Consider the following 25,261-nt stretch of genomic DNA (forward strand, 5'->3'; position numbering starts at 1 on the left):
CGTCACACCTTGCTCTTGGGGAAGACCGACTGCAGCTGGCGCCAGTCGCTCTCGATGTCGGTCGCCTTGTCGGACCAGTTCGGATAGGTGGTCATGGTGTCGGGCACCTGCGCGGGCCACCAGCAGGGATCGGCGCAGCCGTAGAGGTCGGCCTCCATCGGCTGGCACAGGTTGGCGATGCCGCCGAAGGCGTCGATCTCCCAGCCCGGATCGAACGAGGTGGTGCAGCCCACCAACGTGTTCATCGCCACCACCTCGTCCTCGCGCCCCTCGGCCGCGGCTTCGGTGAACTGTATGGCCTTGGCGTTGGCCGGTGTCAGATGCTTCATTGCCTGGCTCTCCTCGGCTCGAGGTGGCGACGGAAATACGACGGGTTGGCCTGCATGATGCGGGTGTAGCTTTCGATGCCGAAATCCACCCAATCCCGCAACAGGTCGCAATAGTGATAGACCGGCGCGAAGGGGTCGCCCTGGCGCGCATAGCTTTCGTGATAGCAGCCGCCCGCGCAGATCGAGCGGATACGGCAGGTCTTGCAGCCGAACTCCGACCGGTCCTGCGCCCCCTCGATGAAGGCGGACAGCTTCGGCACGTCGACGCCGTCGTCCACGTTGCCGTAGGTCGGCTGGTTCGAGCCGACGAAGCGGTGGCACAAATGCAGGTCGCCGTCCTTGTCCACGGCCAGCAGCCCCAGCCCGGCGCCGCAGGGCACGGCTTTCTTCATGCCCTGCGCGATATCGGTCAGCAGCTGGTGCATGTTGGAAAAGCCGATGTTCTCGCCGCGGATGGCGGCGTCGACATAGTGGCGGCCCAGCACCTTCATGTCCTCGAACACCCGCTTCAGCAGCGTGTCATCGAGGTTGAAGACCGAGATCGGCCCCGAGGTCGCCGGGCCGAAGCCCACCTCGGCAAAGCCGAGATCGTTCTTGAGATGGTCGTGGATCGCCAGCACATCCGTGACCCCGCGGGTCAGGGTGACGCGGGCGCCGACTGGTCGCGCGTCATAGCGCGTCAGCAGCATCCGCACCTTGGCGGCCACCACGTCATAGGTGCCGCGCCCGCCGACCGTCTTGCGGTTCTTGTCGTGCAGCGCCCGTGGGCCGTCCATGCTGACCGTGATGGCGATACGATGGGCGTTGAGCCAGTCGACGATCGCCTCGGTCAGCAGGGTGCCATTGGTGGTCAGCGAGAACTCCACCGCCTTGCCCAGCTCGGCCACGCGGGTTTCGGCATAATCGACCACCTGCCGGATCAGCGGCATGTTCGACAGCGGCTCGCCGCCGAAGAACACCACGTTGATGCTGTCGCGCGACGCCGCCTGCTGCAGCAGCAACTCGATGGATTTGCGTGCGGTCTCGAAGTCCATCCGCTCGCCCTTGGCGGGCGTCGTCAGGTCCTCCTTGTAGCAGTAGGTGCAGGCGAGGTTGCAGCCGGTGTTCACGTTCAGCACGATCGTGGACAGGGCGATGTCCTCGACCTTCTGGATCGTCATCGGCTTTCCCGGGTCCGCGGCATCGCGCAGGATGTCGAGGCTGACGAAGCTCTGCACGCATTCGGCGAGGTCCTGGGGGCTGAAGAGGTGTCCCAGTTCCAGTTCCAGCAGGGCGGCATCGGCCACGCCGACCCGCCGGAACAGCTCGTAGACGCCGCGGCTGACGTCATCCATCTCGAACAGACTGGTGGTCGGCACGTGCATCAGCATGGCGTGGCCGTCCACGTCCAGCCGATGCGCGTTGTGCCGGATCAGGGTGAGGGCGTTCATGGTCATCCTATCAGTTGATCGGCATGTCGATGAAGCGCTGCACGGTCGCATAAAGATGCGCCTTCGCCTCGTGAGTCTGATCGCCGTCCGTGACGGTGGCGATGACGTTCAGGTTCCCGACATTGTTGGCCATCATCGGCCGCTCGAGGTTCGGACCGGCACCGCCGGGTTCAAACAGGCCGTTGGCCTGAATGACGCCCGCATACTCGGTGTCCTGCATCCGCTCGGCTTCCTCGTCGAAGTTCTCGGTCCGCCATTCGGCCTCCATGACGCCGACGCGGATGTCGTCCTCCGTCTCCGGCGTGCCGTCGGGGCCGTTCATCCAGCCGATCGCCTCGAACTGCGCCGGCTGCTTGGGGATCGGGCCGTCATTGCCGCCGATCCGCGAAAAGGTCCGCGGCGGTTCGACGCTGATGCGGTCGAGCGCGGGATAGACGGTCAGGCCCTCGGGCATCGTCACCTCGCCCAGCCTGACCTCGCCCGCACCGGGGACGGCATCGGCGGCGGCGGTGGCCTTCAGCACGACTGTGTTCGCGTCCTGCGAGACGACCTCGGCGTTGACCCCCGCCGGCAGCACCGGCGCCCCCGCCAGGCCGATGCCGGTGACGGTGATCTCGGCGCTTTCGCCCGCCTTCAGATGGCCGGGGCTGACCGACAGGATCTGCGGCGCGGCGTCCGCCTTCGCGGCCTTGATCCGGCCGCCGATGCTGTCCTGATCGATGTGGAACCAACGGCCGTCCATGGTGCCGTCTGCTCGCAGCGCGAAGACCTGGCGCAGCTCGGTCTCGCCCGACATCAGGCTGCCGCGCCATTCGCCCGCACCGTAGAGGATTGCCCTGCCGGTCTGTGTCTCGCTGCCGTCAGCAAAACTGAGATTGGCCTGCACGTCATAGTCCTCGCCGTCGGCGGTGACGGTCATCACGCCGGTATAGTCGCCGCGGCCCGGCTGATGCCCGGCGACACGCCATTCGCCGGTCAGGTCGGCGGTCGCCTTCGCCGGCGCCTCGCCACCGACATAGCGCTCGGTCAACACGTCCAGCACCTCGTTGTTGGCGATCGCCCACAAGTCGCGGTCGCGCGCCAACGCCTGGTATTCCAGCGTCGGGAACTGGCCGACGTGGAAGTGGATCAGCTTCTCCCAATCCTCCGCCGTGCGCCGCTGCAACGCGACCCGCGCGTAGGAGTGGCAGCGGGCGCAGGTCTCGGTCATCAGCTGGTTGGGGCCGGCGTCGTCCGCGCGAAGCTCCTTCTCGAGGATGTAGCGGTAGCCTTCGGTCTCCTCGATCGACAGCCCGCGCGTATCGGCCAGATGGCGCACCACCGCCGAGCGGTCCTCGTCGCTGAGGCTGAGGCCGTAGTTGCGGATCATCCGCACCACGTTCATGTCCCAGCCCTCGGGCGTGCGGCGGCTGTCGTCGATGCGGGAATACCCACCGGCGGCGTCCTTCACGTGGCAGGCGGCGCAGACGTTATCGAGCACCTCCTCGCCGGTGGCGGCAAGCGACGGTGCGGCGAGCGCCAGGGTCGCACAGGTGGAAAGCATGGCAATGGTCAGGCGGGTCATCAGCGCGATAGTCCTCTGGCTTGGCGGGCAGGCAGCCCACGTGAAGCTGGATGGAACCAGTCTTGCCCAAGACGCGACGTCAAACTTGACATTTCCGGACAGAAGCGCGGCGTCATGCCGCATGCGCGGGGGTTGGCCGGAGATGTCACCTCCCCGCGGAACCGTTCGCCACTGTGGTCTGCAAGGGGATTCACGATGACCATGCAGGCGGATCTTGTCGTCATGGGGGGCGGCCCGGCCGGGACGATCTCTGCCTGGCTGGCGGCGCAGGACGGCCGGCGGGTGATCCTGATCGATCCCGATCGGGCGCCTTCTCGCATCGAAGGGCTGAGTCCTCGCCTGCAGAACTGGCTGCACAGGGCGGGGCTCCTTCCCCACGCAAGCGTCCCGCTAGTCCGTGTCCCGCGGCGCAGTCTCTGGGCCGGGACCGCCTATGAGGGTAACCACGAGCTGCTGGTCAGCCGCCCCGACCTCGACCGGCATCTCCGGGACTGCGCCCGCGAGGCGGGGGCAACGGTCGTTCTCGACACGGCCACGCCGGCCCCCGGCGGCGCCCGGATGGGATCGGGGGGCTGCGTCGAGGCGCCGCTGGTCCTCGATGCGCGGGGGCGGCGCGCTGCGGGGCGCGATGGCACCCGGCGCGGCCCGCCCACCGTTGCCATGGGCGTCTGGCTCGACGGTCCTGCGGAGACGCCGCCGCAGACCCTCATCGTGCCGCTGGACGACGGCTGGGTCTGGTTCGCCTGCATGGGCAGCGGCAGGGCCTGGGCGCAGGTGACACTGAACGCCGCCGACCCGGACAAGGCCCCTCCGCCTAAGCGCGTTGCTCGTGCCCTCGCCGATTGCACAGAGCAACTTCCGGGCTTCCGGCCGAGCGGTGATGCCACGGTCGCGCGGGAATGCTCGCCGGTGCTTTCCCCGGTTCCGGACGACTTGTCGGTCCTGCCGGTCGGCGACGCCGCGGCCGCGATGGACCCGCTGTCGGGTCACGGCATGTTCTGGGCCGTGTCCAGCGCGATCGCCGCCGCTGCCGTCCGGCGCACCCTGACCGCCGATACGGACGGCAGCGGCAGGTCACTGGCCGGGCGCTTCCTGGGGCAGAGGACCGAAGACGTCTTCCTGAGGCAGGCGCGGATCGGCCGGGACTTCATCCGGGCCGAGACCGCCCGCGCCTCGCTGCCGTTCTGGAAGGCGCGGGCGGCGTTTCCCGACGACGAACCCGCCCACCCCACGGTCCCGGCCATCACGACGCGGCGGCAGGTCGTGGTGAAGGACGGGAGGCTCACGGAACTGGAGGTGCTGATCTCCCCACGCTCCCCCGGCGGGGTCGGGTGGTTTCATGACCTTCCCGCAGCCGACCTCTGGCGGGCGCATGCCAAAGGAGAGGATGCGGTCCGGCTGGCGCAGCGGTTCGGCCCTGCCGCCGCGCGGTTTCCCACCTGGCTGGCGGAAGAGGCGACACCGGGCTGAGGAGCGTGGAGCCGCCGGGCTGGTCAAACGAGAAACGCACCGCTCGCGCGGCATCGAAGGCGTCCTGTCGCAAAAAAAGGCGCGCGGACACGCCGCGCGCCTTCGGGAAGTCAGGCTGCGGCGGGGCCGCACCCGGCAGGTCTCAGAAGAAGCCGAGGGCGTCGTCGCTGTAGCTGACCAGCATGCATTTGGTCTGCCGGTAGTGGTCGAGCATCAACAGACGGTTCTCGCACCCGATCCCCGACTGCTTGTAGCCACCGAAAGCCGCATGGGCCTGATAGGCGTGGTAGCAGTTGGTCCACACCCGCCCAGCCTGGATGCCGCGCGCCATGCGGAAGGCGCGGCTGCCGTCGCGGGTCCAGACCCCGGCGCCGAGACCGTAGCTGGTGTCATTGGCGATCTTCAGCGCCTCGGCCTCGTCCTTGAAGGTGGCGGCGGCCAGCACCGGGCCGAAGATTTCCTCCTGGAAGATGCGCATGGCGTTGTCGCCGTGGAACACCGTCGGCTGGATGTAGTTGCCGTTCTCGATTCCCTCGACCGAGCCGCGATCGCCGCCGGTCAGGACCTTCGCGCCCTCGTCGCGTCCGATCTGCAGATAGGACGTGATCTTGTCCATCTGCTCGGTCGAGGCCTGGGCGCCGATCATGGTGGTGGGGTCCAGCGGGTTGCCAGCCTTGGTGTTCTTCACGCGCTCGACCGCGCGCCCCATGAAGCGATCGTAGATCGATTCCTGAACGAGTGCCCGCGAGGGCGCGGTGCAGACCTCGCCCGAGTTCAGTGAGAACATGGCGAAGCCTTCGAGGCACTTGTCGAAGAGGCCACGCACCCTCTAGCTGGATACGAATGTTGTTGAGCAGCTATTCTTCAGGGCCGATGCGGTTTAGAGGGCTTGTTCTTCCACGCTTTGACCATTGCCGCGTAGGCGGCTCCTGCCTGAGCCACGAGATCCATCTCTCGATGGCGGATCTCCTTGTCCCAGTAGACGCGGCCGGGAACAGCTGGCTTGTCCGCTCGGGGAGCGCCGGCGCGCAGTTCCAGCTTGCGCATCTTCATGGCGACAAAGGCGGGCCGGGCCCGCCGATAAGGGACGGCCTTCGTCAGCAACTGCCAGCTCAGGCCTGCGATCTTGCGCGCGGTGGCGCTGCGACGTTGGGCCTTTCCGGTCCTTGATCCCCAAAAAGAAGTCCCACAGCTGTCCAGAGACCGATGCAGCCGACCAGCCGCCTCGATCAGCATGGTTCTGGCGACCACATCCCTTTGCCTGGAAATCCGAAACCTCATGACGCACCCGGTTCGCGTGACCGGGCGAGATCGGGGTTTTCGTTTTCGGCGACCTGGATCACGCCGGAGCAGGGTTATCAGGTTCGCGGTTCGTATCCGCTTTGTCCTGATAACTTTTTAGGGCTAGTTGGTTGTTTTAACGAGTTTTCAGCGGGGCTTTGCAATCCGCTGCGTAACCTCTCCGCCAACCCGCCGGAGCCGTTGTGTCAATAGATTTCGCCACTGCCAGCGTCAAGCATTATCCGACCGAAGCGACGGCTTGCATCCTTGCGGGCGAGCCGCCGCCGGCAGGGTGCAACCGCGCCGATTGCCAGCGGAAACACCACGCGCGCGCCCAACCGCGCCGTTGCCTGGGAGCGGTTTTCGTGCCAAGACCAACCCGACGACATAACAACAACCAGAGTTTCGCCGCATGCCAGATTTCGCCCAGCGCCGAACCACGATGGTCGACACGCAGGTTCGGCCCAACGAGGTCAACGGCTATCCCGTCATTGCCGCCATGCTGCATGTCCCGCGCGAGGCGTTCGTGCCCGATGCCCGCCGCGAGGTCGCCTATAGTGGCGAGAATCTCGACGTAGGGCACGGCCGGGTGATGCTGGACCCGCGCACATTCGCCAAGCTGATCGACGTCATGCAGCTGGAGAACGGCGACCTCGTGCTCGATCTGGGCTGCGGCTACGGCTATTCCTCGGCCGTCATGGCGCGGATCGCGCAGGCGGTCGTCGCGGTCGAGGAACACCCCGCCCTCGTCGCCGAGGCGGAGCGCCGGCTGGCCGAGCAGGGCGTCGATAACGTCGCGGTGGTCAGGGCCGCGCTGACGGAAGGCGCGCCGGATCAGGGCCCCTACGACGCGATCCTGATCAACGGCGCGATCGAAGTGCTGCCGGACGCCATCGCCGGCCAGCTTGCCGAGGGCGGCCGCATCGCCGCCCTGTGGCATGAGGACGGGCCGGGCACCGGCCTGGGGGTCGCCCGACTTGGCTACAAGCTCGATGGACGCATCAACTGGCGCTATGCGTTCAACGCGCATGCGCCCGTTCTGCCCGGTTTGACGATCAACGAAGGATTCATCCTGTGAAACGCATGCTGCAGCGCCTTGCACTGACCCTGACCGCCGCGCTTGTTCCGGTGCTGCCCGCGTCGGCGGAATCGCTCGCCGACGTGATGGTCGCCGCCTATCGCCACTCGGCCCTGCTGGAGCAGAACCGGGCGGTGCTGCGCGCCGCGGACGAGGATGTGGCGCAGGCGATGTCGGCGCTGCGACCGGTGGTGGAATGGGCCGCCTCGCACAGCTTCCAGCAAACCGACGGGGTCGAAACGGTCTCGACGACGCTGCAACTCGTCGCGTCGATGACGCTGTTCGACTGGGGCCGAAACCAGCTCGCCATTGATATCGCCAAGGAAAACGTGCTCGCGACGCGCGAGGCGCTGGTGGCCATCGAACAGGACGTGCTGCTGAACGCGACCCGCGCCTATCTGGACGTGCATACCGCGCTGCAGCAGATCAGCCTGCAGGAAAACTCGGTCAACCTGCTGTCGCAGGAACTCCAGGCGGCGCAGGACCGCTTCGAGGTGGGTGAGATCACCACCACCGACGTCTCGCTGGCCGAGGCGCAGCTTGCCGGCTCGCGCGCGAGCCTCGCAACCGCGCAGGGCAGCTACCAGATCGCGATCGAGGCGTTCGTGGAGGCCGTGGGCCGCCGGCCCGTCGATCTGGACCCGCCGCCCGCCTTGCCGACGCGCCCCGCATCGATCGAGGCCGCGCAGGCCGTCGCCCGCCGCACCCATCCGGCGGTGCTTCAGGCGCAGCGCGCCACGGCCGCAGCCGAGCTTCAGGTCGCCGCCGCCGCCGCCGAACGCAGCCCCATCATCACCGGCAGCGCCGGGCTGTCGGGCAACCGCCAGCCGCGGCCGGCGTTCGACGGCAGCCGCGATCAGGACAATTCCGGCACCCTCAGCGCGTCGATCCAGCTGAACCAGACGCTGTATTCCGGCGGGCGGCTTTCGGCGGTGCATCGCCGGGCGATGGCCGGACGTGACAGCGCCCGCGCGGCGCTGTTGAACTCGGCCCGGCAGGTCGATCTGGCGGTGGGGACCGCCTGGGCCAACATCGATGTCGCCCGCGCGCAGATCGTGGCCATCGACGAGCAGATTTCGGCCGCGCAACAGGCCTACGAGGGTGTGCGCGAAGAGGCGACGCTGGGCGCCCGCACCACGCTGGACGTGCTGGACGCCGAACAGGATCTGCTGGAGGCGAGGTCCGACCGCATCCAGGCGAACGCCAATCTGCAATTAGCACATTATCAACTTCTGGCTGGTATGGGTGTCTTGACGGTAGAAGACCTCAAGCTGGGAATCCCCACCTATGACCCATCGGCCTATTACAGCGCGGTGCGCGATGCGCCGTATACCAGCACCCAGGGCCAGAATCTGGACCGGGTGCTGCGCGCGATCGGAAAGTGACCGCCGCGTCCTGATCGCGGGGGCAGGACGATGACCGACCTGTCGTCGAGCCCCCGCCAGATCGCCCGCCCGCCCACGGGTGCAGATCCTTCCGAAACCATGGGCGACGTGCTGGCTTCCATCCGCCGCCTGATCGCACAGGGCGACGTCGGCCCCGCGCGCCGCGAGCCCGACCCGACCCGCCGTCCAGCCCCGGCTGAACAGCCGCCGCGCCCGGTGAGTGCGGGTATCGCCCCGGCCTTCGTCCGCTCGCCCCGCCTCGAATCGGGAGAGCCCGCACCGCTGCGCCTGCACCGCGATGCGCTGATCCCGCCGGCGGAGGTGCCCGCGGTGCCTCTCGGCGGGCAGGACGACGCGCCACCGCCGCGCCCGGCACGGCTGCGCCTGGCAACGCCCACCGATGCCTCGGCTGACGAAGCGCCTGCCATCGCCACCGGCGGCAACCGCATGGCCCGCATCCTGCGCGCCGCCTCATTCCCGGACGACGCGCAAGCCGAACCGCGCGGCATCGTTCCGGAAAGCGACAACCTCACGCTGGCACCGCCGGCGGTTCCCGTTACCTTCCACGAAGGCGAGGTGGAGACGCCCCAAGCCGAGGCGTCAACAGCGCCCGATCCGGCGCTCGCTTCAGCTACGCCGACCGTCGCGCCTGCGGCAATCCCCGACCCGCAACCCCCAGTATCCGGCAATTCCATCAACGCCGCCCCGCCCGAAAGGACCGCGGCACGAAACGCCCCGCGCCCGGTCGAAGACGCGGGCGACACGACCGCGCTGCATCTCTTCGCGCCCGCCGACGAGGACATTCCCAACGGCTCGATCCTGCGCAGCCTGCTGCGCGAGGCGATCCGGCAGGAACTTCAGGGCGAGATGGGCGGCCGTTTCAGCCGCAACCTGCGCCGGGTCATCCGTCAAGAAGTGGCCTACGCGATTGCCGAAGCCACCCGGAGCAGGCAGCAGGGCTGACCGGCGCCGGCCGAAATCCCGCAGCCCGGCAAGGAAGCGGCCCAGCGGCCCTCGCGCTGAATCCACGCGGGGGGCGTGCCCGAAAGCAGCGCCTCCCCGTTCCGGGGCCTTACAGATATTTCTCGGGGTCCACGCTGTCGAAGCCCTGCCGGACCTCGAAATGAACGCTGCCGCTGGAGCGGGCCTTGCCGATCGACTGGCCCGCGCTGACCGCCTGACCCTTTTCGACTGACAGGTCGTCGAGTCCGGCATAAACGGTGAGCAGGTCGCCGTCATGCCGGACGACGACGATCGGCACGCCGTCGGTGTCGCGGGTGATCGCCGCGACAGTGCCGCTGCCGGCCGCCTTCACCGGGGTTCCGGCGGGGGCGGCGATGTCGATCCCCTCGTTCCGGCCCTTGCTGTAGGCCCGGATGATCGCGCCGTTCACCGGCATGGACAGCCGGCCGCTGCCCGACGCGGCGGTGCGCGTCGCGCCGAGATCGGGCACGCCGGTGCGGGGGGCGGGACGCGAGGCGGGCTCGGTCCGTTCGTTCGGAAGGGGCGCCGCCGCCGAGGGGGGCATCGGGGTCGGGCTGCCGACGCCCGGCGCCGTGACGGCGACACGCGCGCCGCCCGCTCCGGCCGCCGCCGGAATCCTGAGGGTCTGGCCCAGCCGCACGGTCATGTTTTCCGGCAGGCCGTTCGCCGCCGCCAGATCCTGCACCGACACGCCGTATCTGCGCGAGATCGACCATGCCGTCTCTCCCGCCGCGACGGTATGGGTGCGCGCGGCCGTTGCCGGGGCGGCCGGGGCTGTGGTTGCGGCTGGCGCGGCCTGACCCGCGGTGGCGGTCCTCGCCGGCTCGACCGCCGCTTGCCGGACGCCCTGCCCCGCGAAGGGGTCGCGGATCTGCGCCTGACCGGCCGCCGCGCCTGCGGCGGGGGGGCCGAAGACCGGCCAGCGGAGCTGGGGCATCTGGATCTGCGGCACCCGCATCCCCGCGGCCGGCGCCGGCCCCGCCGCGCCCGGACCACCGGCACCCGCTCCGCCGCCGCCGGCGGCGCCCATCGGCTGGCCCGCGGGCACACAGCCGGCGACCAGCGCCAGCGCGGCCACGGTCAGCCCCGTTCTCAAGGAAATCCTCATCTGCCCGTCCTCAATCCCATTGCGGGGGTCATGTCTGTCCCAACCCCTCGACCAGCGGCACGAACCGCACCTGCCGCAACTCGTCATAGCGGAACCCCTCGGCCGTCCGCGTCACCCGGATCAGCGTCTGGACCGCATCGGACTGCCCGACAGGAAGCACCATGATACCGCCGATCTTGAGCTGCGACAACAGCGGCCCCGGCGGGTCCTCGGCCGCCGCCGTCACCATGATGCGATCGAAGGGAGCCTGCTCCGGCAGCCCGCGCGAGCCGTCCGCGACCCGCGCCGTGATGTTGGTCAGGCCAAGCTGGCGGAACAGCGCCTCGGCCTCGTTCACCAGCCGGCGGTGGCGGTCCACGGTCAGCACCCTGCGGCAGAGCAGCGACAGGACCGCCGCCTGATAGCCCGAGCCGGTGCCGACTTCCAGCACGGTGTCGCGCGGCCCGACCTCCAGCGCCTGGGTCATCAGCCCCACGACCGAAGGCTGGCTGATCGTCTGGCCGCAGCCGATCGGCAGGGGCGTATCCTCGTAGGAGCGGTCCTCGAAATGGCCGCGCACGAAGGCGCCCCGGTCGATCCGCTCCATCGCGTCGAGCACCCGCTGATCGGTGACGCCGCGCGAGCGCAGGGTGTAAAGAAAGCGCATCTTGTGTTCGTCCGCATGCGGATCGCCAGGCGTCCTGCCCGCACGGCCGTTGTCCTGATCGCTCATGGCGGTCATTCCTCGTCGAGCGCCTCCTGCAGGGATCGCAGCGAGGCGTGGCAGGTCAGGTCGGCCCGCATCGGCGTGACCGCGACGAACCCGTCCATCAGCAGCTCGACATCGCTGCCCGCCCCCGCGCGGGCCTGCTGCGAGCCGCCGGTGATCCACAGGAACCGCCGCCCGCTGGGCGAGACATGCGGCGCGACGCCGAAGCGCACGCCCTCGCGCTTGCCCTGCGGCCCGACGCGCATCCCGCGCACCCGATCGGCGGCGAGCGGCGGGAAGTTCACGTTGTAGAACAGCCGGAAATCCGGGCCGGAGGTCCAGTCGCCGTTATCGAGCAGCCGCCGGATCGCGCGGGGGCCGTGGACACGCGCGGCCTCGAACGGGTCGTCCAGCCCCTGCGTTCCGGGGCCGAGATACTGCGACAGCGCGATCGCGGGCAGACCCTGCAGCGCCGCCTCCATCGCGCCGCCGACGGTGCCGGAATACATCACGTTCTCGCCGGCGTTGTTGCCCCGGTTGACACCCGACAGCACCAGATCGGGCGGCGCGTCGCGCATGATGTCCGACAACCCGGCCAGGACGCAGTCGGCGGGGCTGCCCTCGGCCGCCCAGCGGCGGGGGGCGAGTTCGGCGATCATCGTCGGGTGGGTGTAGCTGATGCAGTGGGCGACGCCCGACTGCTCGAACGCGGGGGCGACCACCCACACCTCGCCCTCGGGGCCGGCGACCTCGGCCGCGATGTCGGCCATGGCCTCCAGACCGGGGGCGTTGATGCCATCGTCGTTGGTGATCAGAATCCGCATTCGCCTGCCCGCCTGCCCCCCATTCTTGCCGGTGCCCTCGCCGCCGCCCCGGACGCCCGATCTGCTTAGCAACCGGCGCACGATCCGCGCAACCGCCCGTGAGGCCGCAGATCGAGGTTTGACGCGGCGAGCGCGGGCTTGCAAGATGCCCCCGGCTTGAGCCGGGCGCCCCATGCAGATCTTTCTTCCCATAGCCGATATTTCGGTCAACGCTTTCGTCCTCATCGGCCTTGGGGGCATCGTCGGTCTGATGAGCGGGCTGTTCGGCGTGGGCGGGGGCTTTCTCATCACGCCGCTGCTGTTCTTCATCGGCATCCCGCCCCCGATCGCGGTCGCGACGGGCGCGAACCAGGTGGTGGCCTCGTCCGCCTCGGCGCTGTTCTCGCATTTCAAGCGCGGGACGGTGGACATGCGGATGGGCTGGGTGCTGCTGATCGGCGGCATCGCCGGGTCGTTCCTGGGGGTCAACCTGTTCAACGTGCTGCAACGGCTGGGGCAGGTCGATCTGGTCGTGCAGCTTTGCTACGTCGTGTTCCTGGGCTTCATCGGCCTGACCATGCTGCGCGAGAGCATCGCGGCGCTGCGCGCCCTGCGCAATCCGGCCCGCAAGCCGCGGCGGCGCCAGCGGACATGGATCGAGGGGCTGCCGCTGCGGATGAAGTTCCGCAAGTCGGGCCTTTATATCAGCGTCATCCCGCCGCTGCTGGTGGGGTTGGCGGTGGGCGTGCTGGCGGCGATCATGGGGGTCGGCGGCGGGTTCATCATGGTGCCCGCGATGATCTACCTGCTGGGGATGCCGACCAAGATCGTGATCGGCACCTCGCTGTTCCAGATCGCCGCCGTCAGCGCCTTCACCACGCTGATGCACGCCGTCAACTTCAACACCGTGGACATCATGCTGGCGGTGCTGCTGATCGTCGGTGGCGTGGTCGGGGCGCAGATCGGCGCGCAGATGGGCGCCAAGCTGCGGGCCGAGCAGCTTCGCATCCTGCTGGCGTTGCTGGTGCTGGGCGTCTGCATCCGGCTGGCGCTGGGGCTGGTGCTGCCGCCGGACGATCTCTATTCGCTTGCGCCGGTCTATGCGGCATGACGGCGCGGCTGCTCATCGCGCTGGCGCTGGCGGCGCTGCTGGGGGTCGCCGCCGTGTCTGCGCAGTCGCCCGCGGGTCCAGAGGCCGAGGGCCCAGAAGCCGAGAGCGTCGAGGCCGCACCGCCGCCCGAGCAGGTCGTCGCCGGCCTGTCGCAGGATGCGGTGGCGATCACCACCAACTTCACCGGCTCCGAAATCATCATCTACGGCGCGGTCAAGCGCACCGCGCCGCCCCCGTCGGGCGATCCGCTGGGGGTGATCGTCACCCTGCAAGGCCCCCCTCAGGCCGTGCGGGTGCGCGAGAAGGAGCGGCGCTTCGGCATCTGGGTGAACACCTCGTCCCTCGTCATCGCCGCCGCGCCCGATTTCTATGTCGTGGCGACCAACGCCCCGCTGGACCGGATGCTGCTGCCGACCGAGGACGTGGTGCACCGCATCACCATCCCGCTGGCGGTGCGGGCTTTCGCCGGGCCGGTCGAGGTCGCGGACACCACCGACTTCACCGAGGCGCTGCTGCGCATCCGCGAGGATCAGGGCCGCTACCGGCTGGACGAGGGCAGCGTCACCCTGCTGGACGAGACGCTGTTCCGCGCCGACATCGCCATGCCCGCGAATCTCAGCGAGGGGCAGTACAAGGCCAGCATCTTCTTTGTCCGCGAGGGGCGCGTGGTCAGCGCCTACAGCGCCCCGATCCTCGTGCAGAAGGTCGGGCTGGAACGCTGGCTCTACCGTCTCTCGCTGGAGCAGCCGTTCTGGTATGGCCTCATGTCGCTGGCCTTTGCGGTGGCGGCGGGCTGGGGCGCGTCGGCGGCGTTCCGGGCGATCCAGCGGAAGTGATCGCGGCGGGGGACCGACCTGCGGCTTCCCGCGTTGAGTCCTGAGATCGCAAGCAGGAGCCGCCGCCATGACCCGACCGACCACCGCCATTCTGGGAGGCACCCTCTGGGCCGGTGCCGTCGCGCTGTCCGCGCTGATGGCGCATGGCCAGGGCGGGACCGAAACCCCCGGAACGCAGCTGCCGGAAGCGCCCGGTCAGCCCGCTGCGGCGCAGGCGCAGCAGGGCGCGGCGGTTGTCGATCCGGTCGTGGATCCGGCCGGCATCTCGGAGGCGACGGCGGCCTACACCGCGGCGATGGAGCAGATGCACGGCGACATGATGATCGACTACACCGGCGATGCCGATGTCGATTTCGCGCGGGGCATGATCCCCCACCACGAGGGCGCCATCGCGATGGCGCGGGTCGAACTGGACCACGGCACCGACCCCGAACTCCGCGCGCTGGCGCAGGAGATCATCGACGCGCAGGAGATGGAGATCGCCTTCCTGAACCAGTGGCTGCGCCGCAACGTGCCCGAACATGACGGCGCCACGCCCGGCGCGGTCCTGTCGCCGACGCCGCCGCAGGCTGGCACCGCGCCGCCTGCCGCGAACTAGGCTGCGTTTGGCGGCGGGTGAACCGCTGCCCGCGCACCGGCCTCGCTCAGAGGCGCTGATGTGCAGGCCCGCGCCACCCGCTCGGCAACAGCCGCGCGGACAGGCGACCGGCCGCCCGGTAACCTCAGGCCAGCCGCCCGATCTGCTCGGCCGCGGCGTCCAGCCCGCCGGGGCCGAAAGGGATCGACAGCGCCGTCATGCCCGCCTGCATCACCCCCAGCGCACCAAGGATCATGTGCGCGCTCGCATGGCCCATATGGGCGATCCGCAGCGCGTTTTCCGGCTCGGCCGCGCCGAGGCCGACGCCCAGCGTCAGCCCCGCATGGGCGGCGGTCCAGCCGCGCAGACGCTCGGCGCCGGGAATATGCACGGACGTGACCGAGCGCGCGCGCTGCGCCGGCTCCGCCACGTTCAGGCGGATGCCGGTGCCGCCCGCGCCCCACGCATCCACCGCTGCCCAGACGGCGCGGGCCAGCCCCTCGTGGCGCTTCCACGCGGCCTCCAGCCCTTCCTCTTCCAGCAGCATCGTCAGGGCCTCGGCCATGCCGTAGATATGCTGAACCGGCGGGGTGCCGCCCCAGTATTCATAGCCCTGCACAGCCTCGGCCCGCTGCTTCCAGTCCCAATAAGGCGACCTCGCGCCCTTGCCGGCGGCCGCCGCGCGGTCCGAGAACCAGACGAAGGCCAGACCCGGCGGGACCATCAGCCCCTTCTGGCTGGCCGAGACCAGCACATCGACCCCCCATTCGTCCATCATCAGCTTCTCGCAGCCGAGGCTGGCGATGGCGTCCACCGCGAACAGCGCCGGGTGGTCCCCGATCGCCGCCCGCAGCGCCGGGATGTCGGCGCGAACGCCGGTCGCCGTGTCCACCTGGCAGACCAGCACCGCGCGGATCTCGCCCGCCCTGTCCTGCGCCAGCCGGTCGGCCACGCGCTGCGGATCGGGCGCGTCGGCATTGCCGAAATCCATCATCTCGACCTCGACGCCGGCGGTCGTCGCCATCTGCGCCCACCCCCGCGCAAAGCGGCCCGAGGCAAGCACCAGCGCCTTGTCGCCGGGCGCCAGCATGTTGGTGTTCGCCGCCTCCCACCCCGCATGGCCGTTGCCGATATAGGGCGCCAGGTGATGGCTGGTGTGCGCCAGTCGCTTGAGATCGGCCATGACCTTGTAGTTCAGATCGATCAGCTCGCCCGCGTAGATGTCGGGCGAGGGGCGGTGCATCGCCCGCAGCACCCGGTCGGGAACCGGCGAGGGGCCGGGAATGGCAAGGACGGGGCGGCCGGCGGCGAAGCTCATGGATTACCTCGGGAATGGAACCGGGCCAGTGGTAGGGAGGCGCGTTCGTGCCGTCAACTGCCGTGGACGGACTCGCGACGGGCACCCCGCAGGGCGGATCAGGGGCCGTCCGCCCTTGCCGCCCCCTGCCCGCCCGCGCTATCCCCAAGACCGACCGAAGGAGAGGCCGGGAATGACGCGACGCGCCGACCCGCCGCGGGGCCTGATCGGCCGGCTGTGGCGCGACTATCTGCGCCCCCATACCGGGCGCATGGGCGTCGCCATGGTGCTGATGGTGATCGAGGGATCGACCCTCGCCATCCTGTCATGGATGCTCAAGCCCCTGTTCGACCGCGTGTTCGTGGGCGGCGACGGCAGCGCGATCTGGTGGGTCGGCGGCGTCATCTTCAGCCTGTTCCTGATCCGCGCGACGACGCTTGTGATCACACGCTCGCTGCTGACCTCGGTGCAGCAGGGGGTGGCGGTGTCCATGCAGACGGACCTGCTGCGCCACATCCTCACGCTCGACGGCAGCTTCTACCAGACCAACCCGCCCGGCGCGCTGATCGAGCGCATCCAGGGCGACACCCTCGCCATTCAGGGGGTGTGGACCACCTTCATCAGCGGCGCGGGGCGCGACGCCGTGGCGCTGATCAGCCTGTTCGGCGTCGCCATCGCCATCGACCCGTGGTGGACGCTGGCCGCGCTGATCGGCGCGCCGCTGCTGATCCTGCCGACCTTCCTCGTCCAGCGCTACATCCGCCGCCGCACGCGGCAGGTGCGGATGGAGGCCTCGCGCCGCGCGACCCGGCTCGACGAGGTGCTGCACGGCATCACCGCCATCCGCCTGAACGGGATGGAAGCCTACCAGACCGCCCGCTTTTCCCGCATCGTCGAGGCCCTGCGCCAGCGCGAGACCAAGATGGCCGCGATGAAGGCGCTGATCCCGGCGCTGATCGACATCGTGACCGGCCTCGGCTTCATCGGCGTGCTGGCCCTGGGCGGCGCGCAGGTGATGAGCGGCGAGCGCAGCGTGGGCGACTTCATGTCGTTCTTCACCGCGCTGTCGCTGGCCTTCCAGCCGCTGCGGCGGCTGGGCGGGCTGGCCGGGGGCTGGCAGGCCGCGATGACCTCGCTGGAGCGGATCTACGAGATCGTCGACACCCGGCCCTCCATCGGCTCCGGCCCGCGCACCGATCCGCCCGCGGACACGACGATCCGCTTCGAGGACGTCTGGCTTTCCTACGGCGAGCAGCCGGTGCTGCACGGGCTGACCTTCACCGCCGAGGCGGGCAAGACCACCGCGCTGGTCGGCCCGTCCGGGGCGGGGAAGTCCACCGTGTTCAACCTGCTGGCGCGGATGGTGGACCCGAACCGGGGCGAGGTGTCGTTGGGCGGCGTGCCGGTGGCCGAGTTCGACCTGGCCACCCTGCGCGACCAGTTCTCGGTGGTGACGCAGGATTCGGCGCTGTTCGACGAGACGCTGCGCGAGAACATCGACCCCGGCGGCATGGCCGACGGGGACGGGCTGCGCCGGGCCGTGGTCGCGGCGCATGTGGCCGAGTTCACCGACGACCTGCCGCTGGCGCTGGACACGCCGGCGGGGCCGCGCGGCTCGGCGCTGTCGGGCGGGCAGCGCCAGCGGATCGGCATCGCCCGCGCGATCCTGCGCGACCGCCCCGTGCTGCTGCTGGACGAGGCGACCAGCGCGCTTGACGCCGCCTCGGAGCGGCTGGTGCAGGAGGCGCTGGAGGAGCTGTCGGCGGGCCGCACCACGCTCATCATCGCGCACCGGCTGTCCACCATCCGCGCCGCCGACCTGATCGTGGTGATGGAGGCCGGGCGGGTTGTGGAACAGGGCAGCCATGACCAGTTGATGGAGCTGGGCGGCGCCTATGCGGCGCTCGTCCGGCTGCAATTCGAGGGCAAGTGATGCGAAACATGCTGCGCGTGACCGGCGAGCACCGGGTGGATTTCCTGCAGGGGCTGGTGACGAACGACGTGCGCCGCGCCCCGGTCTGGGCGGCGCTGCTGACGGCGCAGGGGAAGTATCTGGCGGATTTCTTCGTGATCCCGCAGGGCGAGGCGCTGCTGATCGACGTGGACGAACGGCTGGCGGGCGACCTGCTGCGGCGGCTGTCGATGTACAAGCTGCGAGCGGCGGTGGCGGTTGAGGAGGCTGACCTGCGGGTGAGCCGCGGAACCGGCCCGCCCCCCGAGGGTGCGATCCCCGACCCGCGCCATCCGGCGATGGGCTGGCGGCTTTATGGCGAGGACGGCGCGGATGACGGCACCGACTGGGATGCGATCCGCGTCGAGCACACGATCCCCGAGACGCTGGCCGAGCTGATCCCCAACGAGACGTTCATCCTGGAAGCCGGGTTCGAGCGGCTGCATGGCGTCGATTTCCGCAAGGGCTGCTATGTCGGGCAGGAAGTGACCGCGCGGATGAAGCACAAGACCGAACTGCGCAAGGGGCTGGTGACAGTGGCCGTCGAGGGCGCGGCCCCGGTCGGCACGCCGGTCCTGATGGCGGACGGGCGCGAGGCCGGGACGCTGTTCACCCAGGCGGGCGGCCGGGGGATCGCCCATATGCGCTTCGACCGAATGGAGGGGCCGCTGACCGCAGGCGACGCGCGGATCAGCGCCATCGGGTGATCTCGTGTCTCCTACGCGGTCGCGCGGAAGGAAACGCGGCTCAACCGCGTTTCCGTGCGGCCCGGTGACGAAAGCACCCCGGAGGGACGCGCCCGCCTGTGGGCGGGCGGGCGCGTCCCGGTCCGCTTTGGGCGGACCGGGGGGATATCGCATGACTGCCAGGAAAGACCGTCGGCCACCCGCACGTCGCCGCCTCGTCTGGACAGCCCGCCGGGAGCGGCCGAAGATCGCGCGAACAGCCCCTAGCGCGTGATCCCGCGCGCCCCCCCCGGCACCACGCCTATGACCGACCCCGATCCCGCCACCACCCGCCGCATCGTCCATATCGACATGGACGCCTTTTTCGCCAGCGTCGAGCAGCGCGACGACCCCAACCTGCGCGGCAGGCCCGTGGCGGTCGGCGGCGCGTCGATGCGGGGCGTCGTCGCCGCCGCCAGCTACGAGGCGCGGCCCTTCGGGGTGCGCTCGGCGATGCCCTCCGTGCGGGCGGCGCGGCTCTGCCCCGACCTCATCTTCGTCAAGCCGCGATTCGAGGTCTACAAGGCCGCCTCCGCCCAGATCCGCGAAATCTTCGCCCGCTTCACCCCGCTGATCGAACCGCTGTCGCTGGACGAGGCGTTTCTGGACCTGACCGACCATCTGGACGGCCGCACCGCCACCCGCATCGCGCAGGAGATCCGGGCGCTGATCCGGGCCGAGACGGGGCTGACCGCCTCGGCCGGGGTCAGCTACAACAAGTTCCTCGCCAAGCTCGCCTCGGACCAGCGCAAGCCCGACGGGCTGTTCGTCATCCCGCCCGAGGCCGGGCCGGACTTCGTGCTGACCCTGCCCATCGGCCGCTTCCACGGCATCGGCCCCGCCACCGCCGCGAAGATGGAGCGGCACGGCATCCGCACCGGCGCCGACCTGCACCGCCAGAGCCTCGATTTCCTGACCGCCACCTTCGGCAAGTCAGGCCGCTATTATTTCGACATCTCGCGCGGCATCGACCACCGCGAGGTGCGGCCCAACCGCGAGCGCAAGTCGATCGGATCGGAAACCACCTTCTTCACCGACATCCACGAAATCGCCGCCGCCGCCGAGGCGCTGGCGCCGCTCGCGGACAAGGTCTGGCGGCACGCGCAGGCGCGGGGGATCAGCGGGCGCACGGTGACGCTCAAGGCGAAATACGGCGACTTCCGCATCGTCACCCGCGCGAGGTCGCTGCCGCATCCGGTCGGCTCGCAGGATCAGCTGCTGGCGCAGGCGACGGCGCTGCTGCCGCAGGTGCTGCCTGACCCCCGCAGCCCGCCGCAAGGGGTGCGGCTGCTGGGGATCACGCTGTCGGCGCTCTGCCCCGCAGGCGGCGCGGATGACGACACGCAACTGCCGCTGTTCGGCTGACTTGCGCCCGCCGCGCGCCCGGCCCAAGTTGCGCGCGAAAGGGTGGGGCCAGATGGATCGACGCGACCGCCTGCTGGCGTTGACGGTGGTGGTGCTGTGGGGGCTGAACTTCCCGGCGACCGTCTATGCGCTGGACCATTACCCGCCGCTTCTGGCCGCCGCTCTGCGGTTCGTGCTGCTGTCCATCCCGGCGATGCTGTTCGTCCCGCTCCCGCAGGTCCGCCTGGTCTGGCTGGTCGGCGCCGCGCTCGGCGTGGGCGTGATGCAGTTCGGATTCCTGTATGCGGGGATGGCGGCGGGAATGCCGCCGGGGCTCGCCTCGCTGGTGCTCCAGGCGCAGGCGCCGTTCACGATGCTTCTGGCCGCAATGCTGCTGGGCGAGCGGCTGACGGCGCGGCGCGCGCTCGGCGTCGGCGTGGCGCTGGCGGGGCTGGCCATCATCGGCACCCACCGCGCGCAGAGCGCAAGCTGGCTGCCGGTCGCGATGCTGCTGATGGCGGCGCTCGGCTGGGCGATCGGCAATATCTGCTCGCGGCTGGCGCGGCCGCCGAAGCCGCTGCACTTCACGATGTGGATGTCGCTGGTCCCGCCGATCCCCCTGTTCCTGCTGTCGCTGGCGATGGAGCGGCCGCTGATCCTGCCCGCGCTGTCCACGGCGCTGAGCCCCGAGGCGCTGATCGCCAATCTGGGGCTGATCTACATCGTCGTGTTCTCGTCGATGGTCGGCTACGGGATCTGGAACACGCTGATCGCCCGTCACCCGGCCAGCGCCGTCGCGCCGTGGTCGCTGCTGGTGCCGGTCGTGGGCGTGCTGTCGTCCTGGGCCGCGTTCGGAGAGATGCCGACGATCGTCGAACTGCTCGCCGGGCTGCTGGTGGTCGGAGGGGTGCTGATCGCCACGCGAGCGCCGCGGCGCGTGCCCATGGTGCAGCCGGTCGCCGCCTGAACGGCTCGGCTTGCGCCGGCCGGGCTGCCGCCCCGATCCCGGTTACGGAATGACCTTGCAGAAAGGGTTGGAAAGCGGCGGCCGGCATCCTTGACCGGGCACCGCGCGGGCCTATATCGGAATGCGTTATTCATGGCAACCAAAGCCGGGGTTCCGCGTTGTCAAGCTGCCCACGGGCCTTGATGATACAAAAGGATCTCTTCCACCGTTGGTTATTACCGCCTAATTCCTGCCCTGCGCAGGACGCATGGCGGGGTTGCCGGCAGGGTGATAACGAATCAGGGCGGGACAGGGTATCCCCTTGCCAGCCACCTCATGGACGGTCGAACCCGGCTGATCGCTTTCCCGTCATGGGGTGCGGACAGTATGAACAGGATGTTTTCAGATGCGCGATTTCGTGGACGGTTCCGCTTTCAATTTCGAACAAGGTCAGCGGGCCCGCAAGCTTTTTGCCGCCGTGGTGCTTGCCGCGCTGGATGATGCCATTTCCGACGACAAGAAATACGGCAACGGCGCCGAGCAGATCGCCCGCTGGGCCCGCTCGCGCGACGGCCGCGAAGTGCTGAGCTGCGCCGGCATCGACCCCAACGAGCGGGTCGTGAAGGGGCTGGTGGAATTCGTCAGCAAGGGCGTGCGGACCTCGGTCGCGCTGTCGCGCGAGGAAAGCGAGCGCCGTCTGGCCGCCGAGGAAGCCGAAGCGGCCTGAGTCCGTCTCATTTCCCTGCTTTCGGGCCGTCCTTCGGGGCGGCCTTTTTCCTTGGTGGGCTCTCTGCCCATCTGGTGGATCGGGTGCCTTCCGCTACCAGATGTTGACTTTTCTGGCTCCGCCGGGCGAAACTTCCGGTTGACCGCCTCACCGCCAAAGGCTTCCGTGTGCGCTTCGACCGGCTTCGCCTGAACGGCTTCAAGAGCTTCGTGGACCCGACCGAACTGGTCATCCGCGAGGGGCTGACCGGCGTCGTCGGCCCGAACGGCTGCGGCAAATCCAACCTGCTGGAGGCCCTGCGCTGGGTGATGGGCGAAAGCCGCCCCACCGCCATGCGCGGCGACGGGATGGAGGACGTGATCTTCGCCGGCACCACCCGCCGCCCCGCCCGCGGCCATGCCGAGGTCGCGCTGACCGTGGACAACCGCGCCCGGCTCGCCCCGGTCGGCTTCAACGAGACCGACACGCTGGACATCTCGCGCCGGATCACCCGCGACGCGGGGTCGGCCTATCGCATCAACGGGCGCGAGGTGCGGGCGCGGGACGTGCAGATGCTGTTCGCAGACGCCTCGACCGGGGCGCAGAGCCCGGCGCTGGTGCGGCAGGGGCAGATCAGCGAACTCATCAACGCCCGCCCCAAGGCGCGGCGGCGCATCCTGGAGGAAGCGGCGGGGATCAGCGGCCTCTATCAGCGCCGACACGAGGCCGAGCTGAAGCTGAACGGGGCCGAGGCGAATCTTTCCCGCGTGGACGACACGCTGGAGCAACTGGCGACGCAGGCGGCCGCGCTGGCCCGGCAGGCGAAAGCCGCCGCCCGCTACCGCGAGATCGGGGCGGAACTGCGCGCGGCCGAAGGCGCGCTGCTCTGGCGCCGCTGGGCCGAGGCCGACGCGGCGCGGCTGGCCGCCGTGGCCGCGCTGGACGCAGCCCGCCGCCTTGCGGCCGAGGCCGAGGGTGCGGCCCGCAAGGCAAGCGCCACCCGCGAGCAGGCTGAGGCCGCCCTGCCCCCGCTGCGCGAGGAGGAAACCGTCGCCGCCGCGATCCTCGCCCGCGCGCAGGCCGACGTTGGCGCGCTGACCGAGGCCGAAACCCGCGCGCGCCAGACCATTGCCGCACTGACCGCCCGCATCGCCCAGCTTGACCGCGACCTCGACCGCGAGGCCGCGCTGAACCGCGACGCAGCCGGCATGGTGGAACGGCTGGGGCAGGAGCGGGCCGGGCTTGAGGCGGCCGGGGCGGGGCACGACGACCGCCTCGCCGCCGCCGAAACGGCCGCTGCGGAAGCCGCCGCCACCCTGCGCGAGACCGAGGCGCGGCTGGCCGAGTTGACCGACGAATCCGCGCGGCTCTCCGCCCGCCACCAGTCGGCGGAGCGGCTGGCGCACGACCTGCGCGCGATGCTGGCCCGCGCCGAAAAATCCGCCGCTGACGCCGAAGCCGCCGCCGCCCGCGCGGCGCAGGCGGGCGCGGCGGCGCAGGCGGCGTTGAGCGAGGCAGAGGCGGCGCAGACCGCCGCCCGCGAACAGGCCGAGGCCGCGGAAGCGGGGCTTACCGCCGCCGAGGCTGATCGGGCCACCGCCGAAGCCACCGAAACCGCCGCCCGCGCCGCGCGGGGAACCGCCGAGGGCGAGGCCAGCGCATTGGAGGCGGAACGATCCGCCCTGTCGCGGCTGGTGGATCGTGCCCGCAGCGGCGGGCCGACCATGCTGGATCTCGTGCGCGTCGCGCCGGGGTTCGAGGCCGCGTTCGGCGCGGCGTTCGGGGACGACCTCCGCGCCCCTCCCGCCGATGGGAAGGGGGGCTGGCGCGACCTGCCCGCCTATGCCGATGCCCCTGCCCTGCCGGGCGGCGCCGAGCCGCTGGCGGGCAAGGTCTCCGCCCCCGCCGCGCTGGCCCGGCGCCTCTCGCAGACGGGCCTTGCCGATGCGGACGCCGCGCCCGCGATGCAGGCGGCGCTGCGGCCCGGCCAGCGACTGGTGACCCCGGCGGGCGATCTTTACCGCTGGGACGGGCTGGTGGTGCCCGCCGGGCAGGCCCCCTCGACAGCGGCGCTGCATCTGCAACAGGTGAACCGCCTGGCGGAGATCTCGGCCCAGGCTCAGGCCGCCCGAACCCGCGCCGTTGGGGCCGCCGCCGCGCATGAAACCGCCCGCGCCGCGCTGGCGCAGGCCGCGCAGGCCGAGGCCGCCGCCCGCGATGCCCGCCGCACGGCGGAACGGGGCCTTTCCGAGCAGTCCCGCGCCGCGACGCGGGCCGAATCCGACCTGTCGCTCGCGACCGGCAAGGTCGAGACGGCGCGGGCCGAGCTTGCCCGCCACGGCGCCGACGCTTCGGACGCGCGGCTGCGGCTGGCGGAGGCGGAGGGCGCCCTCACCGCCCTGCCCGACCGGAGCGCGGCGGCGGAAGCGGTGGAGCAGACCCGCCGCGCGGTCGAGGCGGCGCGCATCGCCACCATGAGCCGCCGCGCCGCGCTGGACGGGCTGCGCCGCGACGGCACCGCCCGCGCGAAGCGGCTGCAGGAGATCGCCAAGGAGGATGCGGGCTGGCGCGTCCGGCTGGACCAGGCGGGCGGGCGGGCCGCCGAACTGAGCGCGCGGCGCGACCAGACCGCAGCGGAACTCGCGGCAGGCGAAGCCGAGCCCGCCCGGCTCGCCGCCGCCCGCGCGGAACTGACGGCGCGGCAGGCCGCCGCGCAGGACCGCGCCACCCGCGCCCGCGCCGCCTTGTCCGCCGCCGATGCCGCCCTGCTGCAGGCGTCGGGCGCCGAGCGCGAGACGGAGCGCGCCGCCTCGGACGCGCGCGAGGCTCGCGCCGCGAACGAAGCCCGCACCGACGCCGCCCGCGAAACCGAAGCCGCCGCCCGCGCCCGCATCGCCGAGGAGGCGGGCTGCGCCCCCCCCGAACTGCTTAGGCGGCTGTCGCTCGATCCGGGCGAGCTGCCGGGCGCCTCGGCGCTGGAGGACCGCATCACCCGCCTGCGCGGCCAGCGCGACGCCATCGGCCCGGTCAACCTGCGCGCCGACGAGGACAAGCGCGCGCTGGAGGAGGAGCGCGCCACCCTCGCCGCCGAACGGGACGACCTGACTGCGGCGATCGGCAAGCTCCGCTCCGGCATCGCCGGGCTGAACCGCGAGGGACGCGAGCGGCTGCTGGCGGCCTTCGACACGGTGAACGCGAATTTCTCCACCCTGTTCACCCATCTCTTCGGCGGCGGCGAGGCGCGGCTGGTCATGGTCGAATCCGACGACCCGCTGGATGCCGGGCTGGAGATCCTGTGCCAGCCGCCCGGCAAGAAGCTGTCCACCCTGTCGCTGCTGTCCGGGGGCGAGCAGACGCTGACGGCGCTGGCGCTGATCTTTGCGGTGTTCCTCGCCAACCCCGCCCCGATCTGCGTGCTGGACGAGGTGGACGCGCCGCTGGACGACGCGAACGTGGGCCGGTTCTGCGACCTGCTGGACGAAATGACCCGGCGGACCGAGACGCGGTTTCTCATCATCACCCACCACGCGGTGACGATGGGGCGGATGGACCGGCTGTTCGGGGTGACGATGGTGGAGCAGGGCGTGAGCCAGCTGGTCAGCGTCGATCTGCGGCGGGCAGAGGCACTGGTGGCGTAGGGGGGGGGGG

20 protein-coding genes and 2 pseudogenes are annotated in these 25,261 nt (G+C 70.5%); 13 read left to right on the forward strand and 9 right to left on the reverse strand.

What is annotated here, in order from left to right:
• Positions 1-2: 2 nt before the first annotated feature.
• Genes qhpC through peaA form a run of 3 tightly spaced genes read right to left on the reverse strand, consistent with a single transcriptional unit; the run spans position 3 to position 3,323 of the window.
• The gene (gene qhpC, locus KTN05_RS13170; RefSeq protein ID WP_217329873.1) at positions 3-329 is read right to left on the reverse strand and encodes a quinohemoprotein amine dehydrogenase subunit gamma; all 327 of its coding nucleotides are present in this window, start codon (positions 327-329) and stop codon (positions 3-5) included.
• Positions 326-1,759 (reverse strand): quinohemoprotein amine dehydrogenase maturation protein, encoded by a 1,434-nt coding sequence (peaB, locus tag KTN05_RS13175; RefSeq protein WP_217329874.1) that lies wholly within the window; start codon positions 1,757-1,759, stop codon positions 326-328. The genes qhpC and peaB overlap by 4 nt, the downstream gene beginning before the upstream one ends.
• A 10-nt stretch (positions 1,760-1,769) precedes the next feature.
• Positions 1,770-3,323: a quinohemoprotein amine dehydrogenase subunit alpha gene (peaA, locus tag KTN05_RS13180; RefSeq protein ID WP_217329875.1), complete on the reverse strand. Its 1,554-nt coding sequence runs from the start codon at positions 3,321-3,323 to the stop codon at positions 1,770-1,772.
• Positions 3,324-3,518: 195 nt separating this feature from the next.
• Between peaA and KTN05_RS13185 the strand changes: the two genes are divergently transcribed.
• The gene (locus KTN05_RS13185) at positions 3,519-4,793 is read left to right on the forward strand and encodes an NAD(P)/FAD-dependent oxidoreductase (protein WP_217329876.1); all 1,275 of its coding nucleotides are present in this window, start codon (positions 3,519-3,521) and stop codon (positions 4,791-4,793) included.
• Between the two features lie 142 nt (positions 4,794-4,935).
• On the opposite strand, the pseudogene KTN05_RS13190 reads toward KTN05_RS13185, so the two are convergent.
• Both KTN05_RS13190 and KTN05_RS13195 read right to left on the reverse strand, forming a co-directional pair.
• Positions 4,936-5,604 (reverse strand): annotated as a pseudogene (locus KTN05_RS13190) (aldehyde dehydrogenase family protein); the annotation flags it as partial.
• A 53-nt stretch (positions 5,605-5,657) separates the two neighbouring features.
• Positions 5,658-6,110 (reverse strand): annotated as a pseudogene (locus KTN05_RS13195) (IS110 family transposase); the annotation flags it as partial.
• Positions 6,111-6,486: 376 nt separating this feature from the next.
• Here KTN05_RS13195 and KTN05_RS13200 point away from each other — a divergent pair.
• From KTN05_RS13200 to KTN05_RS13210, 3 genes are read left to right on the forward strand one after another with little or no spacing between them, the layout of a single operon-like run.
• The gene (locus KTN05_RS13200) at positions 6,487-7,152 is read left to right on the forward strand and encodes a protein-L-isoaspartate O-methyltransferase (protein WP_217329878.1); all 666 of its coding nucleotides are present in this window, start codon (positions 6,487-6,489) and stop codon (positions 7,150-7,152) included.
• A 5-nt stretch (positions 7,153-7,157) separates the two neighbouring features.
• Entirely contained in the window at positions 7,158-8,537 is a 1,380-nt protein-coding gene (locus KTN05_RS13205) for a TolC family outer membrane protein (RefSeq protein ID WP_217329893.1), read from the forward strand.
• Between the two features lie 30 nt (positions 8,538-8,567).
• Positions 8,568-9,500 (forward strand): hypothetical protein, encoded by a 933-nt coding sequence (locus KTN05_RS13210; protein ID WP_217329879.1) that lies wholly within the window; start codon positions 8,568-8,570, stop codon positions 9,498-9,500.
• A 109-nt stretch (positions 9,501-9,609) separates the two neighbouring features.
• On the opposite strand, the gene KTN05_RS13215 is transcribed toward KTN05_RS13210, so the two are convergent.
• From KTN05_RS13215 to surE, 3 genes are read right to left on the reverse strand one after another with little or no spacing between them, the layout of a single operon-like run.
• On the reverse strand, positions 9,610-10,629 hold the full coding sequence (locus KTN05_RS13215) for a M23 family metallopeptidase (protein WP_254368198.1): 1,020 nt from the start codon (positions 10,627-10,629) through the stop codon (positions 9,610-9,612).
• 28 nt (positions 10,630-10,657) lie between these two features.
• Entirely contained in the window at positions 10,658-11,341 is a 684-nt protein-coding gene (locus KTN05_RS13220; RefSeq protein WP_217329881.1) for a protein-L-isoaspartate(D-aspartate) O-methyltransferase, read from the reverse strand.
• A 5-nt stretch (positions 11,342-11,346) separates the two neighbouring features.
• On the reverse strand, positions 11,347-12,141 hold the full coding sequence (surE, locus tag KTN05_RS13225) for a 5'/3'-nucleotidase SurE (RefSeq protein ID WP_217329882.1): 795 nt from the start codon (positions 12,139-12,141) through the stop codon (positions 11,347-11,349).
• Positions 12,142-12,313: 172 nt separating this feature from the next.
• Here surE and KTN05_RS13230 point away from each other — a divergent pair, with 172 nt between their 5' ends.
• The 3 genes from KTN05_RS13230 to KTN05_RS18680 all read left to right on the forward strand — a co-directional run bounded on the left by KTN05_RS13230 (position 12,314) and on the right by KTN05_RS18680 (position 14,665).
• On the forward strand, positions 12,314-13,231 hold the full coding sequence (locus tag KTN05_RS13230; protein ID WP_217329883.1) for a sulfite exporter TauE/SafE family protein: 918 nt from the start codon (positions 12,314-12,316) through the stop codon (positions 13,229-13,231).
• The gene (locus KTN05_RS13235; protein WP_217329884.1) at positions 13,228-14,067 is read left to right on the forward strand and encodes a TIGR02186 family protein; all 840 of its coding nucleotides are present in this window, start codon (positions 13,228-13,230) and stop codon (positions 14,065-14,067) included. The genes KTN05_RS13230 and KTN05_RS13235 overlap by 4 nt, the downstream gene beginning before the upstream one ends.
• A gap of 67 nt (positions 14,068-14,134) precedes the next feature.
• Positions 14,135-14,665, forward strand: a complete 531-nt coding sequence (locus KTN05_RS18680; RefSeq protein ID WP_371823362.1) for a DUF305 domain-containing protein — start codon at positions 14,135-14,137, stop codon at positions 14,663-14,665.
• 124 nt (positions 14,666-14,789) lie between these two features.
• On the opposite strand, the gene KTN05_RS13245 is transcribed toward KTN05_RS18680, so the two are convergent.
• Positions 14,790-15,962: an alanine--glyoxylate aminotransferase family protein gene (locus tag KTN05_RS13245; RefSeq protein WP_217329885.1), complete on the reverse strand. Its 1,173-nt coding sequence runs from the start codon at positions 15,960-15,962 to the stop codon at positions 14,790-14,792.
• A gap of 172 nt (positions 15,963-16,134) precedes the next feature.
• Between KTN05_RS13245 and KTN05_RS13250 the strand changes: the two genes are divergently transcribed.
• From KTN05_RS13250 to smc, 6 genes are all read left to right on the forward strand, one after another.
• Positions 16,135-17,874, forward strand: coding sequence for an ABC transporter ATP-binding protein (locus KTN05_RS13250; RefSeq protein ID WP_217329886.1), 1,740 nt, complete (start codon positions 16,135-16,137; stop codon positions 17,872-17,874).
• Complete coding sequence (locus KTN05_RS13255; RefSeq protein WP_217329887.1) at positions 17,874-18,599, forward strand: folate-binding protein YgfZ; 726 nt, start codon at positions 17,874-17,876, stop codon at positions 18,597-18,599. Before KTN05_RS13250 ends, KTN05_RS13255 begins: the two co-directional genes overlap by 1 nt.
• A 282-nt stretch (positions 18,600-18,881) precedes the next feature.
• Positions 18,882-19,982 (forward strand): DNA polymerase IV, encoded by a 1,101-nt coding sequence (dinB, locus tag KTN05_RS13260; RefSeq protein WP_217329888.1) that lies wholly within the window; start codon positions 18,882-18,884, stop codon positions 19,980-19,982.
• Between the two features lie 52 nt (positions 19,983-20,034).
• Positions 20,035-20,928 (forward strand): EamA family transporter, encoded by an 894-nt coding sequence (locus KTN05_RS13265; RefSeq protein ID WP_217329889.1) that lies wholly within the window; start codon positions 20,035-20,037, stop codon positions 20,926-20,928.
• A gap of 385 nt (positions 20,929-21,313) precedes the next feature.
• Positions 21,314-21,634 carry a DUF6280 family protein gene (locus KTN05_RS13270; RefSeq protein WP_217329890.1) on the forward strand — a complete coding sequence of 107 codons (321 nt, stop codon included), beginning with the start codon at positions 21,314-21,316 and terminating at the stop codon, positions 21,632-21,634.
• Between the two features lie 167 nt (positions 21,635-21,801).
• On the forward strand, positions 21,802-25,251 hold the full coding sequence (gene smc, locus KTN05_RS13275; RefSeq protein ID WP_217329891.1) for a chromosome segregation protein SMC: 3,450 nt from the start codon (positions 21,802-21,804) through the stop codon (positions 25,249-25,251).
• Positions 25,252-25,261: the final 10 nt, after the last annotated feature.

The organism is Paracoccus sp. Z118 (genome assembly GCF_019061185.1).
Taxonomy (GTDB): Bacteria; Pseudomonadota; Alphaproteobacteria; order Rhodobacterales; family Rhodobacteraceae; genus Paracoccus.